The 15,165-nt window shown below is 73.3% G+C and carries 13 protein-coding genes; 9 read left to right on the top strand and 4 right to left on the bottom strand.

Annotated elements, in window-relative coordinates:
• The first annotated feature begins 196 nt into the window (after nt 1-196).
• From ABZ192_RS08960 to ABZ192_RS08950, 3 genes are all read left to right on the top strand, one after another.
• On the top strand, nt 197-655 hold the full coding sequence (locus ABZ192_RS08960; RefSeq protein ID WP_356923842.1) for a fibronectin type III-like domain-contianing protein: 459 nt from the start codon (nt 197-199) through the stop codon (nt 653-655).
• Between the two features lie 133 nt (nt 656-788).
• Entirely contained in the window at nt 789-3,176 is a 2,388-nt protein-coding gene (locus ABZ192_RS08955) for a phosphoketolase family protein (protein WP_356923841.1), read from the top strand.
• A gap of 71 nt (nt 3,177-3,247) precedes the next feature.
• Nucleotides 3,248-3,877: a DedA family protein gene (locus ABZ192_RS08950; RefSeq protein ID WP_356923840.1), complete on the top strand. Its 630-nt coding sequence runs from the start codon at nt 3,248-3,250 to the stop codon at nt 3,875-3,877.
• 62 nt (nt 3,878-3,939) lie between these two features.
• On the opposite strand, the gene ABZ192_RS08945 is transcribed toward ABZ192_RS08950, so the two are convergent.
• A complete protein-coding gene (locus tag ABZ192_RS08945; protein WP_356923839.1) occupies nt 3,940-4,467 on the bottom strand; it encodes a gamma carbonic anhydrase family protein in 528 nt (175 codons plus the stop codon).
• 113 nt (nt 4,468-4,580) lie between these two features.
• On the opposite strand from ABZ192_RS08945, the gene ABZ192_RS08940 reads away from it, so the two are divergent.
• The gene (locus ABZ192_RS08940) at nt 4,581-5,378 is read left to right on the top strand and encodes an acyltransferase (RefSeq protein ID WP_356923838.1); all 798 of its coding nucleotides are present in this window, start codon (nt 4,581-4,583) and stop codon (nt 5,376-5,378) included.
• A gap of 15 nt (nt 5,379-5,393) precedes the next feature.
• Here the strand turns inward: ABZ192_RS08940 and ABZ192_RS08935 are convergent, their stop codons facing one another.
• Nucleotides 5,394-6,251 (bottom strand): DMT family transporter, encoded by an 858-nt coding sequence (locus ABZ192_RS08935; protein ID WP_356923837.1) that lies wholly within the window; start codon nt 6,249-6,251, stop codon nt 5,394-5,396.
• Nucleotides 6,252-6,348: 97 nt separating this feature from the next.
• Here ABZ192_RS08935 and ABZ192_RS08930 point away from each other — a divergent pair, with 97 nt between their 5' ends.
• Nucleotides 6,349-6,921: an XRE family transcriptional regulator gene (locus ABZ192_RS08930; protein ID WP_356923836.1), complete on the top strand. Its 573-nt coding sequence runs from the start codon at nt 6,349-6,351 to the stop codon at nt 6,919-6,921.
• 43 nt (nt 6,922-6,964) lie between these two features.
• Nucleotides 6,965-7,522, top strand: a complete 558-nt coding sequence (locus ABZ192_RS08925; protein WP_356923834.1) for a YbaK/EbsC family protein — start codon at nt 6,965-6,967, stop codon at nt 7,520-7,522.
• Between the two features lie 9 nt (nt 7,523-7,531).
• Here the strand turns inward: ABZ192_RS08925 and ABZ192_RS08920 are convergent, their stop codons facing one another.
• Nucleotides 7,532-8,602, bottom strand: a complete 1,071-nt coding sequence (locus tag ABZ192_RS08920; protein ID WP_356923833.1) for a cation diffusion facilitator family transporter — start codon at nt 8,600-8,602, stop codon at nt 7,532-7,534.
• Between the two features lie 17 nt (nt 8,603-8,619).
• On the opposite strand from ABZ192_RS08920, the gene ABZ192_RS08915 reads away from it, so the two are divergent.
• Nucleotides 8,620-8,979: a metalloregulator ArsR/SmtB family transcription factor gene (locus ABZ192_RS08915; protein ID WP_354739674.1), complete on the top strand. Its 360-nt coding sequence runs from the start codon at nt 8,620-8,622 to the stop codon at nt 8,977-8,979.
• A gap of 1 nt (nt 8,980) precedes the next feature.
• On the opposite strand, the gene ABZ192_RS08910 is transcribed toward ABZ192_RS08915, so the two are convergent.
• Nucleotides 8,981-10,204 (bottom strand): 4-hydroxybenzoate 3-monooxygenase, encoded by a 1,224-nt coding sequence (locus ABZ192_RS08910; protein ID WP_356923832.1) that lies wholly within the window; start codon nt 10,202-10,204, stop codon nt 8,981-8,983.
• A 91-nt stretch (nt 10,205-10,295) separates the two neighbouring features.
• Here ABZ192_RS08910 and ABZ192_RS08905 point away from each other — a divergent pair, with 91 nt between their 5' ends.
• Both ABZ192_RS08905 and ABZ192_RS08900 read left to right on the top strand, forming a co-directional pair.
• On the top strand, nt 10,296-10,826 hold the full coding sequence (locus ABZ192_RS08905) for a hypothetical protein (RefSeq protein ID WP_356923831.1): 531 nt from the start codon (nt 10,296-10,298) through the stop codon (nt 10,824-10,826).
• A complete protein-coding gene (locus ABZ192_RS08900; RefSeq protein ID WP_356923830.1) occupies nt 10,823-15,163 on the top strand; it encodes a hypothetical protein in 4,341 nt (1,446 codons plus the stop codon). The genes ABZ192_RS08905 and ABZ192_RS08900 overlap by 4 nt, the downstream gene beginning before the upstream one ends.
• The last annotated feature ends 2 nt before the right edge of the window (nt 15,164-15,165 follow it).

The following is a 15,165-nucleotide window of genomic DNA, read 5'->3' as shown; positions in this document are numbered from 1 at the left end:
AACACCTCGTCCGCGACGTCGATGCCGTGGCTGGAGCGCACCGGCGCGGGCTCCAGATGTACTGCCCGGGCCAGGAGGGCGCCGCCACCGCCGCCGTCCTGTTCGGTGACCGCGACCCCGGCGGCCGCCTCACCCAGAGCTTCCCGACCGCGACGATCACCACCCCGTCGCCGGGGACCCCCGCCGCTACCCGGGCGTGGGCGGCACCGAGGAGTACACGGAGGGCATCCACGTCGGTCACCGCTGGTACGACGCCGAGGGCGTACGGCCGCTGTTCCCCTTCGGCCACGGACTGTCCTACACGTCCTTCGCCTACGCGGACCCGGACGCGGGCTGGACGCCCGACGGCCTCGACCTCGCCTTCACGGTCCGCAACACCGGCCCGCGCGACGGCGTGGACGTCCCGCAGGTGTACGCGGGTCCCTCCCCGGATCTCCCGCTCGACCAGCCGGTCCGCGTGCTGGCCGGTTTCCGGCGGCTCACTCTGCGGGCGGGGGAGCAGCGCCGGGTCACCGTGCGCGCCGAGCCGCGGACCCTGTCCTCCTGGGACCCGAAGGTCCACGACTGGGTCCTCGGCACCGGCCGGCGCGACCTGTGGATCGGGGCGTCGTCACGGGACCTGCGGTTGAGGACGAACGTACGCGTCGGTAGCTGAGGAGCGCACGGGTGGGCGGCTGACGCGGCGCGCACCGCACAGCCGGCGGCACATGGCCGGGAGGCGCCTGGCATCGAACCGGAACAGACTGGTACTCCTCCTGAGGCCGTCGCAGAACCCAGGGAGTTCACTCATGCCCGAGGCCCCGCGCCAGGACAGCAACACGCAACCGACCGACGAGGAACTGCGCACGCTGGACGCCCACTGGCGGGCCGCCAACTACCTGGCGGCCGGTCAGATCTATCTGCTGGCCAACCCGCTGCTGACCGAGCCGCTGCGGCCCGAGCACATCAAGCCGCGGCTGCTGGGCCACTGGGGCACCTCGCCCGGGCTCAACCTCGTCCACACGCACCTCAACCGGGTGATCAGGAACCGCGCGCTGGACGCGTTGTGCATCTGGGGCCCGGGCCACGGCGGTCCGTCGGTGCTGGCCAACTCCTGGCTGGAGGGCAGCTACAGCGAGACGTACCCGGACGTGACGCGGGACGCGCGGGGCATGGGGCTGCTGATGCGGCAGTTCTCGTTCCCCGGCGGCGTGCCCAGCCACGTCGCCCCGGAGGTGCCCGGCTCGATCCACGAGGGCGGCGAACTCGGCTACTCCCTCGCCCACGCCTACGGCGCCGCCCTCGACCACCCCGGCCTGCTGGTCGCCTGCGTGATCGGCGACGGCGAGGCGGAGACCGGCCCGCTGGCCGGGTCCTGGCACGCCAACAAGTTCCTCGACCCCGTCCACGACGGCGCCGTCCTGCCGATCCTGCACCTCAACGGCTACAAGATCGCCAATCCGACGGTGCTGTCCCGCCTGCCCCAGGACGAGCTCGACGCGCTCCTGCGCGGCTACGGCCACGAGCCGATCCACGTCACCGGCGACGACCCGATGGCCGTGCACCGCGCGATGGCCCAGGCGATGGACACCGCGCTGGACCGCATCGCCGAGGCCCAGCACGCCGCCCGCGAGGAGGGCGTGACCGAGCGCCCGCACTGGCCGGTGATCGTGCTGCGCACCCCGAAGGGCTGGACCGGCCCGGCCGAGGTCGACGGCGAGCCGGTGGAGGGGACCTGGCGTTCCCACCAGGTGCCGCTGGCCGGTGTCCGCGACAACCCGGACCACCTGCGGCAACTGGAGGCCTGGCTGCGCTCCTACCGGCCCGAGGAGCTGTTCGACGCCGAGGGCCGGCCGGTCGCGGACGTCCTGGCCTGCGTCCCCGAGGGCGGCAGGCGGCTCGGTGCCACCCCGTACGCCAACGGCGGGCTGCTCGTCCGCGACCTGCCGATCCCGTCCCTGGACGACTTCGCCGTCCCCGTCGACGAGCCGGGCACGACCCTGCACGAGCCCACGCGCGTCCTCGGCGACCTCCTGGCCCAGGTCATGCGGGACACCGCCGACCGCCGTGACTTCCGCCTGGTCGGCCCGGACGAGACCGCCTCCAACCGGCTCCAGGCTGTCTTCGACGCCAGCGGCAAGACCTGGCAGGCCGGGACCCTCGACGTCGACGAGGATCTCGACCGGCACGGCCGGGTGATGGAGGTCCTCTCCGAACACCTCTGCCAGGGCTGGCTGGAGGGCTATCTGCTCACCGGCCGGCACGGGCTGTTCTCCTGCTACGAGGCGTTCGTGCACATCGTCGACTCGATGGTCAACCAGCACATCAAGTGGCTGCGCACCTCCCGGCGACTGCCGTGGCGCGCCCCCATCGCCTCCCTCAACTACCTGCTGACCTCGCACGTGTGGCGGCAGGACCACAACGGCTTCTCCCACCAGGACCCCGGCTTCGTCGACCACGTGCTCAACAAGAGCCCCGAGGTCGTGCGGGTCTACCTGCCGCCGGACGCCAACACCCTGCTGTCCGTCGCGGACCACGTCCTGCGCAGCCGCGACTACGTCAACGTCGTCGTGGCCGGCAAGCAGCCCTGCTTCGACTGGCTGTCGATGGACGAGGCCCGGGTCCACTGCGCCCGCGGCGCCGGCATCTGGGAGTGGGCCGGCACCGAGGACGGCTCCCGCGAACCCGACGTGGTGCTGGCCTGCGCCGGTGACGTCCCCACCCAGGAGACCCTGGCCGCCGCGCACCTGCTGCGCCGGCACCTGCCCGAGCTGTCGGTCCGCGTGGTGAACGTCGTCGACCTCGCCCGGCTGCTGCCCCGGGAGGAACACCCGCACGGCATGAACGACTTCGAGTACGACGGCCTCTTCACCACCGACCAGCCCGTGATCTTCGCCTACCACGGCTACCCGTGGCTGATCCACCGCCTGGCCTACCGCCGCGCCGGCCACCAGCACCTGCACGTGCGCGGCTACAAGGAGGCCGGCACCACCACCACGCCCTTCGACATGGTCGTCCGCAACGACCTCGACCGCTACCGCCTCGTCATGGACGTCATCGACCGCGTCCCGGGTCTCGCGGTGCGCGCCACGGCCGTCCGCCAGCGCATGGCCGACGCCCGCACCCGCCACCACGCCTGGATCCGTGAGCACGGCACCGACCTGCCCGAGGTCGCCGAGTGGAACTGGAACGCCTGAGCCGCGGGGGACGTCTTGTCACCCGGTAGGCTTCCCGTGCTCGCAGGGAAGCACAGGGAAAGGATCAGGCGTTGCACGTCCAGGAGTGGCTCGAAACCGTACCCGCGGTGGCCGTCTACGCACTGGTGGGGCTGGTCATCGGCCTGGAGAGCCTGGGCATCCCGCTGCCGGGCGAGATCATCCTGGTCTCCTCCGCGCTGCTCGCCTCCCAGCACGGCCACATCGACCCCGTCGTCCTCGGCGCCAGCGCCACAGCCGGCGCGATCATCGGCGACTCGATCGGCTACGCCATCGGCCGCAAGGGCGGCCGCCCCCTGCTGGCCTGGCTGGGCAAGAAGTTCCCCAAGCACTTCAGCGAGGGCCACATCGCCACCGCCGAGCGCTCCTTCGAGAAGTGGGGCATGTGGGCCGTCTTCTTCGGCCGCTTCGTCGCCCTCCTCCGCATCTTCGCGGGCCCCCTCGCGGGTGTGCTCCGCATGCCGTACTGGAAGTTCGCCATCGCCAACGTCCTCGGCGGCATCCTCTGGGCCGGCGGCACGACCGCGGTCATCTACTACGTCGGCATCGTCGCCGAGTCCTGGCTGAAGCGCTTCTCCTGGCTGGGCCTGGTGGCGGCGGTCCTGGTCGGCCTCACGTCGATGCTGGTGCTGAAGCGCAGGGCGAAGAAGGCCGGCCAGACGTTGGAAGCGACGGAGGCGTAACGCCCCTAGGCGCGCGGGGAACGGCGCGACCAGCCGCAACGCACCCGCACGCGCAACACCACCTACACATGCACCTCACGATGCGCCTTAGCCAACTCGGCGTACATCGTGCCGTTGAGGGTGACCCCCTGCCGCTCCTCCTCCGACAACTCCCGCCGGACCTTCGCAGGCACACCCGCCACCAGCGACCCGGGCGGCACCACCATGCCCTGCGGCACCAGCGCCTGCGCGGCGACGAGCGACCCGGCCCCGATCACCGCCCCGTTCAGCACCGTCGCCCCCATCCCGATCAGGCAGTCGTCCTCGACGGTGGCCCCGTGCACCACGGCGTTGTGGCCGATGGACACCCGCTCACCCACCGTCACAGGGAACCCCGGGTCGGCATGCAGGGTGCAGTTGTCCTGGACGTTGCTGCTCGCGCCGACGGAGATCGTCTCGACGTCACCGCGCAGGACGGCCCCGTACCAGACACTCGCCCCCGCTCCCAGCGTCACGCCCCCGATCACCGAAGCCGTCGGCGCCACGAACGCCTCCGGATCGACGTGCGGTTCCCTGCCGCCGATCCCCGTGATCATCGCCCGCTGCCCCATGCCCGCCTCCAGAAAACGTCGTAGACAACGCGCAAACCGTACGACACCCGGTGGGGCGAAGATCACAGGCCTCCGACGCCGCGGGGTGAGCTACCGCTGAGTACCGTGACTTTGTGCCGAAGCGCAAGAACACGTTCTCATCCTGGCGGCGGGGCATCGCGCAGCGCGCCGTCCACGCGGGCTGGGCCTGGCTGCAGCGCACAGGTTCCGTGACCGCCGAACATCCCGGGCGCTACCGGTTCGGCGCGATGGGAACAGGTACCAGACTCGCCTTCCCGCTCGGCACGGTCTTCGGCGAACCCTGGATCCACATGGGCGCCCACTGCATCATCGGCGAGCAGGTCACCCTCACCGCGGGCCTGATGCCCGACCTCGACCTCGGCCCGGACCCGATCCTGCGCATCGGCGACGGCGTCGTCCTGGGCCGTGGCAGCCACGTCATCGCGGACACGACGGTCACCATCGGCAGCGACTGCTACTTCGGCCCGTACGTCTACGTCACGTCCACGAACCACTCCTACGACGATCCGCACGAGCCCATCGGCAAGCAGTGGCCGCGGATGGAGCCGGTGGAGATCGGGCCCGGTTGCTGGATCGGCACGGGCGCGGTGATCCTGCCGGGTGCCCGGATCGGGCGGAATGTGGTGGTGGCCGCGGGCGCGGTCGTCCGGGGCCAGGTGCCCGATCACTCCGTGGTGGCGGGCGCTCCGGCGCGTGTCGTACGGCGCTGGACACCGGCCGACGGCTGGCAGCCGCCGCTGCGCACGCCGCCGCCGGTGCCGATACCGGAGGGCGTCACCCCCGAGCAGTTGTGCGCCCTGTCGGGCCTGGACGAGGAGACGGCCGCCCGGCTCGCCGAGTTGGACGGGGAGGCGACGGCCGAACTGGCCGAGCCGAAGCCGGGTTCCTGATCCGCCCGGGCCGGCTCAGCCCGTCGCCAGCAGAACCGTCCCCACCAGCGCAAGCCCCGCACCCGCGGCCTGCACCGCCCGCAGCCGTTCGCGCAGCACACCGCGCGCGGCCACGGCGGTCACCACCGGGTAGAGCGAGGCGAGCACGGCGGCGACGGTGACCGGGCCGTGCTGCGCGGCGATCGAGTAGGTGCCGTTCGCCGCGACGTCCGCGAGGCCGACGAAGGCCAGCGCCGGCAGGGAGCGCCACGGGAAGCCGTCCGCCGGAAGAGCGGGCGCCCCGCGCCGCACCGACACGTACAGCGCCAGGCCGCCGGCGGCGACGTTCGTCACCCGCTGCACGAACAGCGCCAGGAACAGCCCGGTCAGCGTGGTCGACGCCTCGGCGATCAGGGCCATCACCGCGCCGAAGCCGAAGGCCGCGAGGAGGGTCAGGGCGATGGCCTGCCGTTGGACGGGCGCGCCGCGGAACTGCGGGCCGCCGGCCAGGCAGACACCGGCGACGGCGACCAGGATGCCGACGAACTGGAGAACGCCGGGGCGCTCGCCCAGCACCAGGCCCACGCCGACCGGCACGGCCACCCCGAGCGAGCCCAGCGGCGAGACCACACCCATCGGGCCCAGCGCGAGCGCCTTGTAGAAGGCGAGCATCGCCACCGGGCCGACCAGACCGGCGGCCACGGCGAACCACAGGTGCGGCCCCGCCGCGCTCCAGCCGCCCGTCACCACCACGACCGCGCCCAGCACGACCACCGCGATCGACTGCGAGACCACGACCACCGTCAGCGCGGGCGTGCGCCGGGTCAGCAGTCCGCCGCCGAAATCGGCCAGTCCCCACAGCAGGCTGGTGGCCAGGGCGAAGAGCGCTGTCATGGGACGGATGCCTCGCAGTACAGTTCGGTGAACGATCAGGTCAACCACACCGTAGTGCAGTCGGCTGCACTATCTCATACAGAATATTGGACGGAATGTGTCGGACCTCGACCTGCTGACCCAGTCCCTGGCGCGCAGCGTCAAGCACTGGCGCGCGGTGCGCGGCTTCACGCTGGACGTGCTCGCCGCCCGGGCGGGCGTCAGCCGCGGCATGCTCATCCAGATCGAGCAGGCCCGCACCAACCCCAGCCTCGGCACCGTCGTCAAGATCGGCGACGCGCTCGGCGTCAGCATCACCACCCTCCTCGACTACGAGCAGGGCCCCAAGGTCCGCATCGTCCCCGCCGAACAGGCCGTACGGCTGTGGCACACCGAGGCCGGCAGCTACAACCGGCTGCTCGCGGGAACCGAGGCGCCCGGACCGCTGGAGATGTGGGACTGGCGGCTCATGCCCGGCGAGAGCAGCGCGTCCGACCCGCACCCCGCCGGCACGATGGAACTGCTCCACGTCACGGCCGGGGAGCTGACGCTCACCGTCGACGGCGTGGCGCACCGCGTCCCCGCCGGGGCGAGCGTGTCCTTCGAGGCCAACCTGCCGCACACGTACGGCAACACCGGCGACGTGCCGATGGAGATGATGATGGCCGTCTCGGTTCCGCCCGTGACCTGAGACACCCGGTCCGAGGGCGGCCCGGTGTTGTTAGCGTGCCGCTATGCACGCACCCATCGGACACTTCGACGACGCCCGTCCGGCCCCCGCCTGCCTCGACGAGCTCACCGGCCCGGTCGCCGACGTCGTACGCCACTGGCACGGCAGCGTCCCCGCCGACCAGATCCTCTACGTCGACACCGAGCCGAAGTGGGCCGACACGGCCACCTTCGTGGAGCACTACGGCCGCGACCTGCTGGAGCGGTCCGCGAACTGCGTGGTGGTCGCGGGCAAGCGCGGCGGCGAGTCCACGCTCGCCGCGTGCGTGGTGCTGTCCACCACCCGGGTCGACGTCAATGGCGTCGTACGCCGCCAACTCGGCGCCCGCAAGGCCTCCTTCGCCACGATGGACACGGCGACCGGGGAGACCGGCATGGAGTACGGCGGCATCACCCCGCTCGGACTGCCCGGCGGCTGGCCCGTGCTGGTGGACGCGGCCGTCGTCGACCTGCCGTACGTGCTGGTCGGCAGCGGCCGGCGGCGCGGCAAGCTGCTGGTGCCGGGCAAAGCGTTCGCGGAACTGCCGGGCGCGGTGGTGCTGGAGGGACTCGGCGTCGCCTGAGGGGCAGCCCTACGCCGCCGCGTGGTGGGCCAGCGGCAGATGCGGGTCGGCCTCGCCCGGGGCCGGTTCCGGGTCGGCGTGGACCAGGGCCGCGGTGAGGCGGGGCACCGCGTGCAGCAGGGCGTGCTCGGCGTCGACGGCGATGCGGTGGGCCTGGCGCACGGTCACGTCGCCGTCCACCACGACCGCGACCTCGGCGCGCAGCCGGTGACCGATCCAGCGCAGCCGCAGCTCGCCGACCCCGCGCACCCCGGCGACCTCGGCCAGCGCCCGCTCGGCCCGGTCCACCAGGGCCGGGTCGACCGCGTCCATCACCCGTCGGAACACCTCCCGCGCGGCGTCCCGCAGCACCAGCGCGATCGCCGCCGTGATCGCCAGCCCGACGATCGGGTCGGCCAGGTGCCAGCCCAGGGCCGAACCGCCGGCGCCCAGCAGCACGGCCAGTGAGGTGAAGCCGTCGGTACGGGCGTGCAGTCCGTCGGCGACCAGCGCGGCCGAGCCGATCGCACGGCCGACGCGGATGCGGTACCGGGCCACCCACTCGTTGCCCGCGAAACCGACGAGGGCCGCCACGGCGACCGCCGGAACGTGCTGGACCGGGCGCGGGTCGAGCAGGCGGTCGAACGCCGTCCAGCCCGCGAAGGCCGCCGACGCGGCGATCGTCAGCACGATCACCAGGCCCGCCAGATCCTCGGCCCGCCCGTAGCCGTAGGTGAAGCGCCGGGTGGCCGCGCGCCGGCCGAGCACGAAGGCGATCCCGAGCGGTACGGCGGTCAGCGCGTCCGCCGCGTTGTGGACCGTGTCCCCGAGCAGCGCCACCGAGCCGGAGACGGCCACCACCACGGCCTGGGCCAGGGCCGTCACGCCGAGCACCGCGAGCGAGACCCAGAGCGCCCGCATCCCGCGGGCCGACGACTCCAGGGCGGAGTCGACCTTGTCGGCCGTCTCGTGGGAGTGCGGGGTGAGGAGGTGGGAGAGGCGGTGGCGGAGGCCGGTGCGGGAGTGGTGGTGTGGGTGTTCGTGCCGGTCGCTCACGTGGGTCTCCTTCCGCTGCGCGCGAGTGGACGTCCACCCGCCCATGGCGTCATTATGTGCGTATGAGCGCACGCATGCACCTGTCATCTGCGCACGATGCGCATCCGCGCAGCCCCGGCGAGGAACAGTTCGCGCTCGCCGCCGAACTCCTCGCCCTGCTCGGAGACCGCACCCGGCTCACCCTGCTGCACGCGCTGGCCGGGGGAGAGGCCGACGTCACGACCCTCACCGAGCGGTGCGGGGCGGCCCGGCCGGCCGTCAGCCAGCACCTGGCGCGACTGCGTCTGGCGGGCCTGGTGAACACGCGGAAGGAGGGCCGTCGGGTGATCTACTCGCTCCGCGACGGCCATCTGCGCCGACTCGTGGACGAGGCGCTGAACGTGGCCGACCACCGGCTCACCGACCGGCCCCTCCACGACTGAATCAGTACCGCGCGGCCGTCCCCAGGTACTGCTCGGCGAAGGCCGCGGCGGCCGCCGGCGAGGTGAACAGGCGGCGCAGCCGGGCCAGCGTGGTGCCCGCGCGGAAGGGGTCGCCCGCCGCCGTGCCGTGGTACACCTCGGACAGCCACTGCGAGAACTCCTGGTAGTCCCACACCCGCCGCAGGCACGCCTGCGCGTAGCCGCCGAGACCGCTGTCGTCCCCTCCGGTCAGGTGGGCCACCAGGGCGTCGCCGAGCAGGAAGGCGTCGTGCAGGGCGAGGTTCATGCCCTTGGCGGCGATGGGGGCGACCAGGTGCGCCGCGTCACCGGCGAGGAAGAGCCGGCCGGACGCCATCGGCTCGACCACGTAGTCGTGCATGTCCAGCACGCGCTTCTCGATCAGCCGCCCCTCGGTCAGCGGCGGCGCACCGGACGCCCCGAGCCGCTCCTGGAGCTCCGCCCAGACGCGCTCGTGCGGCCAGTTGTCCGGGTCGTCGCCCGGCGGGCACTGGAGGTAGTAGCGGGTCACCTCCGGGCTGCGGGGCATCTGCCCGGCGAACCCCCTGGCGTGACAGCCGAACAGCACGCAGTCGGCGGACGGCGGTGCTTCGGCGAGCAGGGCCAGCCAGCCGATGCCGTAGTCGTGCCGCACGACACGGACCCGCTCCGGGGGCAGGGCGGCCCGGGTCACCCCGCGCGCCCCGTCGCAGCCGGCCACGAAGTCGCAGTGCACGACGCGGTGTTCACCCGTCTCCGGGCAGGTGTAGGACACCGACGGTCGGTCGGAGTCGATGTCGTGCACCCGCACGTCCCGCACCCCGAAGCGGATCTGCCCGCCGCGGACGTCGGCGTACTCGCGCACCAGGTCGGTCACCAGCAACGGCTGCGGATAGACAAAGTGGTGACTGCCCGTCAGCTCGGCGTAGGGGAACCGGTACCGCTCGCCGTCGAAGCGGAACTCGCACGCCGTGTGCAGCTCCGCGCGGTCCAGCAGGTTCCGGGCGAGGCCCCGCTTCTCCAGGCCCCGCACGGCCCATTCCTCGATGACTCCGGCCCGGGGCCGCTGTTCGATGAACTCCCGGGTCCCCGTCTCCAGCACGAGGCAGTCCACGGCTGCGGCCCGCAGGACGTTGCCGACGGTCAGCCCCGCGGGACCGGCGCCCACGACGACGACCGGAACGCGGTGCGGGGACGGCGAGTCGGCGCCGGGGGCTGTCGAGGTCACCCGCACATTATGCCGACCCGACCGCCGGGCGAGGAGGATGCCGCAGCGGTAGTGTGGTGTGCCCTGACGACAGCGAGGATCGGTTGCCGCCATGACGGACCTGCTCCCCCTGGCGGCACTGTCCGCCGCAGCCCTCACCGAGGGCGTCAGATTCCTCTACGACCAGGCAGGCGAGCTGCTCAGAGCCCGCCGTGAACGCCGCGCGGAGCAGTCCGCCGCGGACACCCCCGCCGTCGTCGCCGAACCGGCCGTCCTGCCCGCGGCCGACTCCGCCGCCGTGGAGCGGCTCTCCGGGGAACTGCGCGCGCTGCGCGCCGATCTGCACGAAGTCGCCTCCGGAGTCGACGAGATCGACCCGACGGACGAGGCGCTGGTCCGGCGCGTCGACGCCCTGCGCCGCGTCCTGGAGGCCGTGTACGGCACCGCCGTGACGTTCGACGGGGAGACAGGAGCGCAGGACGTGCCGCGCACCCACGGACGGATCGACGTCGACGCCGTCGCCGGTTACGTCGCGGCCGTCCGGGCCGACCGGCCCTCCGGGTGGATCAAGGGCGACGTCCGGGCCGGGCGGGTCGAGGCGGGCGGCGAGGCGATCGGCGTCGACCTCCGCGACCAGCGGTGACGGCTCCGGCCACGGGCGCCGGCGGCAGCGGTCCCGGACTGCACTTCCAGGACCTGATCACGGACCGCGCCGCGGCTTTCGTACCGCGACCCTGGCTGGCCGGCGACATCGAGCGCTGCCTGTCGGACGCCACCACACGCCTCGTGCTCGTCACGGGCGAACCGGGGGCGGGCAAGACCAGCCTGCTCGCCGGCCTGGCCCGTGCTCACCCCGAGTGGCAGCACTACTTCATCCGCAAGGACAGCCGGACCGCGCTCGCCGGCAGCGACCTCCAGTCGTTCCTGCTCACCATCGGTCACCAACTGGCCCTTGCCCGGCCGGAGTTGTTCGAGCCCCAGCGGCTGGAGGTCACCGTCGACCAGCGCATCGGCACGGTGGAGGCGGGAGCCAGGGCGGTCGGCATCCGCATCGACGACCTGCGTGCCTCCCCGTTCCACCGGACCGCGTCCCTGCGCGTCCGGCAGGACGTCCTCCGGGTGTCGGGCAGCGCCCTCGGCGTCGAGATCGGGACCGCGACCGTGGAGCCGCGACTGCTCGAACCGGCAGTCCTCGCCCACCTCGCGCTGATCGGTCCCGCGCAGGTGCTGCTGTCCGACGCGCCGGACGAGCGGATCGTGCTCCTCGTCGACGCCCTCGACGAGGGCGCCCACGAACCCGGCGCGACCCTGCTGGACTGGCTCGCCACGGGCCCGCAACTCCCGGCGAACGTACGGGTCGTCGTCACCTCGCGCCCGCACGCCGCGCTCGACCGGCTCCGCTCCGCCCGCGGCGCCGGTCTCGCCGAGATCACCATCGACCCGTCGTCGCCGCAGGTGCGGGACGACCTGCTCGCCTACGCCGACCAGGAACTGGCGCCGGAGACGGTCGCCAAGGCACTGCGCGCGAACGGACGCGACCCGGTGGAGTTCGCCCGCGCACTCGTCCGGCGCGCGAGCGGCAACTTCCTGTACGTGGCGATGTATCTGAGGGCCCTGCGCCAGGCGATCGACCAGGACGACGCACCGCTCACCGCCCGTCTGACCAAGGCCGACGCCGTTCCGGACGGCCTCCACGGCCTCTACGCGTTCTTCGTCGAGACCGCGCGCACGGACCTCGAACGCCTCGGCATGCTCGACATCAGCGACCCCCTGACCCCCACCGACCTGGTCACTCCCGCCTGGGAGGGAGCCGCCCAGCCCCTCCTCGGCGTCCTGACCGTCGCGCGCGAGCCACTGACTCCCGAACAACTGCGCACGCTGGCCGGGGTCCGGGTCTGGCCGCGTGCCGTTCTCTCGGTGCTGGGCCGGATCCGCTGGCTGCTGTCCGTCCGGAACGGCCGGTACGCCTTCTACCACTCGTCCGTCGCCCAGTTCCTGACGGATCCCCAGGTCGCCCGGGAGCACCCCGGCTGGGGCGTCGCCGAGCAGGAGTGGCACGAGCGCATCGTGCGCCACTACCGTGCCGGGGCCCCGTCCTGGGCGGACGTCGACTGGCCGGCCGTGGACCGGTACGGCCTGGCCCACCTCGCCCACCACCTCGTACAGTGCCGGCCCGCGATCGCCGCCGAGGCGCCGGACCTCGTGTGCCCGGGGCTGCGTCTGGCCGGCCGGGCCGCGTTCGGCTCCGACCGGTACTTCACCAGGGTCGTCGAGACGGCCGCCGACCACCTCCTCGACGGCGCTCCCACACCGTCGGACACCCCGACGGTGCTCTTCCTGGCCACCGTACGGCGCCAGTTACGGCGGGCGACCTCCATGGCGGCGCCCGCCGTGTACGGCCTGCTGGCCCGGCTCGGCCGGGTCGACGAGGCCATGACGCGGCTCAGCGCGCTGGCGCCCTCCGGACAGCTGGTGGCCGCCCTGCTCGAGGTGCACCGCCACACCGCGCACCCGGTGCGCCGGGCGGCCGTGCGCGAACTGCTGGGCGAAGCCGCGTCCGTGGCGCCGCTCGACCCCCACGGCCTGACGCGGCCCTTCGTGGAGGAGGCGGCACGCAGGCTCGCTCCCCACGACCTGCGGCTCGCCCTTCACCTCTGGGAGCGGGCCCAGCACGAGGCCTGGAAACCGGCTCCGCCCGACGACGTGCTGCGGGCCGCGGCCGACGAGGCCGGCCACGGCGACGCCATCGAACTCGTGGCGCAGATGAGCTCCGGGCGTTGTGGCGCCTACCTCGACCTCGCGGACCGGGCCCACGGCGGTGACCGGGACGAGCTGCTGGCGTGGACCGGGCGCGCCCTGCGCCACGCCGCTCCCGCGGAACGTCTGACGTCCCTCGTGCGCCTCGCCGGCACCCTGCGGGCCACGCGCCCCGAACACGCCGACCGCCTCACCGAGGAGGCGCTGCGCGAACTGGCCGAAGCCTGGCCCGGGGAGGACGGCGCGCTCGCCCAGGCGGTGGCCGAGGCGGCCGAACACGCCGCGGGACCGTACCCGGCGCTGTCGCGAGAGCTGCTGCGCCGTCTGGACACCGTGGAGGTGACGGGGCTCGTCGTCGACGCCTTCTTGCACGCCGCACGCGTCTGGGCGGCCCTCGGCGACGTCCGCGCCGCGCACCGGATGATCGACCGGGTCCTGCGCTTCGGCAACGGAGTCTGGTACGCGAAGAAGGCCGCGAAGGTACTCGCCGCCTTCGACGGCGAGGCGGCGACCGCGGTGATCGACGCCGCCTGCGCCCGTTTTCCCCCCGAGCCGTCGCTGCGGGACATGATCACCCGGCTGCACCACGACGGGAACCTGGAGACGCTCGCCGAGGCCCTGGCCGACCGCGCCCCGGAGCGGGCCGTGGCCTACGCCCGCGCGATCGCCACCACCGAGTGGCAGCCGCTCTCCAAGGACCGCTACTCGGCCCTCGCGCTCGTCGCCCACCGGCGCGCCGACGCAGGCGACCTCGCCATGGCCCGCGCGATCCTGGACGAGTCGCTGCACGCCGCCGAGGAGGTACCGCCCGTGGCCGACCCGCCGCTGTGGGGCTTCTACCACCTGGCGGGGGAAGGGGGCGCCGCGGCCCGGGGGAACGCCGTCAGCGACCCCGTGGCCGAGCTCCCCATGGTGATGAACCACACCAACGACTGGCAGCGGCTCGTCGAACAGCGTTTCCACAGCGACCCGTCGGACGTCCTGCGCGCCATGACGCCCAGTACCTGGTCGGTCGGCCACCCGTACTCCTGGGCCCGCACGATCCGCTGCTTCGCGGAGGCCGTCGCCGTACGGGACCTGGACCGCGCCCGCACGCTCGTGCACGCCCTGACCGATCCCGGCGAGCGGGTCATCGGACTCGCCGGGCTCTTCGGGACCGCCGCCGCCGGAGCGGACCGGGCGGTGGCCGACCGGCTGTGGGCCGAGTTCGGACAGGCGTACGCCGCGATACCCCGGTACGAGTGGAACCTGCCGCAGCAGCAGGACGGGCCCCTGGCCTATGTCCGCCCCGACCACCGCAGCAGATTCGAGGCCGCGGTGCGGCTCCTGCCGTGGGAGGCCGACCCGGCCATGGCCTTCCTCGGCGCCGACGGCACTCCCTACCTGCTGTCCATGTTCCACTTCGCCTTCGGCGCCGACGCCTCCCGCCGCTACGCGGTCGACGTGCTGAACGGCCGGCAGCCCTACCCGCCGTTCGCCCATACGCACCGCTCCCTGCTCCGGATGCCCCTGGACGTCCACGGACCGCTGCTCACCGGTGTGATGCTCGCCCCGGCCCTCGTCAACGAGCACCTCGCGACCGCGTCCGGCGCGCCCCCGGCCGTCGCGTCCCCGCCGGTCCTGGAGGACGAGCTCTACGCGGCCTACGTGGACATGGCTCTCCTCGGCCCGGAGGCCGGCGCGGCACGCCTGCGGCCGCTGCTGGATTCGCCGAGGCTTCCGGCCGTGGCGGCGCTGGTGGCCCGCACGGCCGAGATCCACGGTGCGGGCCATCCGGCCGTTGCCGTGCTGTGCGCCGACGTCGTGGCCGCGGCGGAGCGGGCCGAACCCGCCCGGCAGGCGGTGACGTTGCTGCAACTGGCCCGGTCCCCGGCCACGGCCGGCCTGGTCGACGCGGAGGACCTGCTGGAGCGGACGCTCGCCCTCTCCGCGGATCCCTGGGAACGCGTGGAGCGCGACGAAGCGCTGCGCGAGCTGTTCGCCATCCTCCTCGGCAGGTCTCCCGCGACCGCGCTGCGACTGCTGTACGACCGGACTGCCGACGCCTGGGCCATGGTGACGGCGATGCTGGAGAACGCCGTCGTCCCGCTCCTCGATGCCCTGGGACCGGACGCTCCGCTGCTGCTCCACCGGGCCCTGCGGCGTGCCGTGGCCTGCGTGTCGGCGCGGGGCCGCACGGACGTGCCGTCGATCGACGGTGTCCGTACGGCCCTCGGCGACTGACT

Origin of the sequence: Streptomyces sp. NPDC006235 (assembly GCF_040613735.1) — a bacterium.
Lineage (GTDB): Bacteria > Actinomycetota > Actinomycetes > Streptomycetales > Streptomycetaceae > Streptomyces.
The sequence above is the reverse complement of the archived record's forward strand: the minus strand, read 5'-3'. Positions and strand labels throughout refer to the sequence as shown.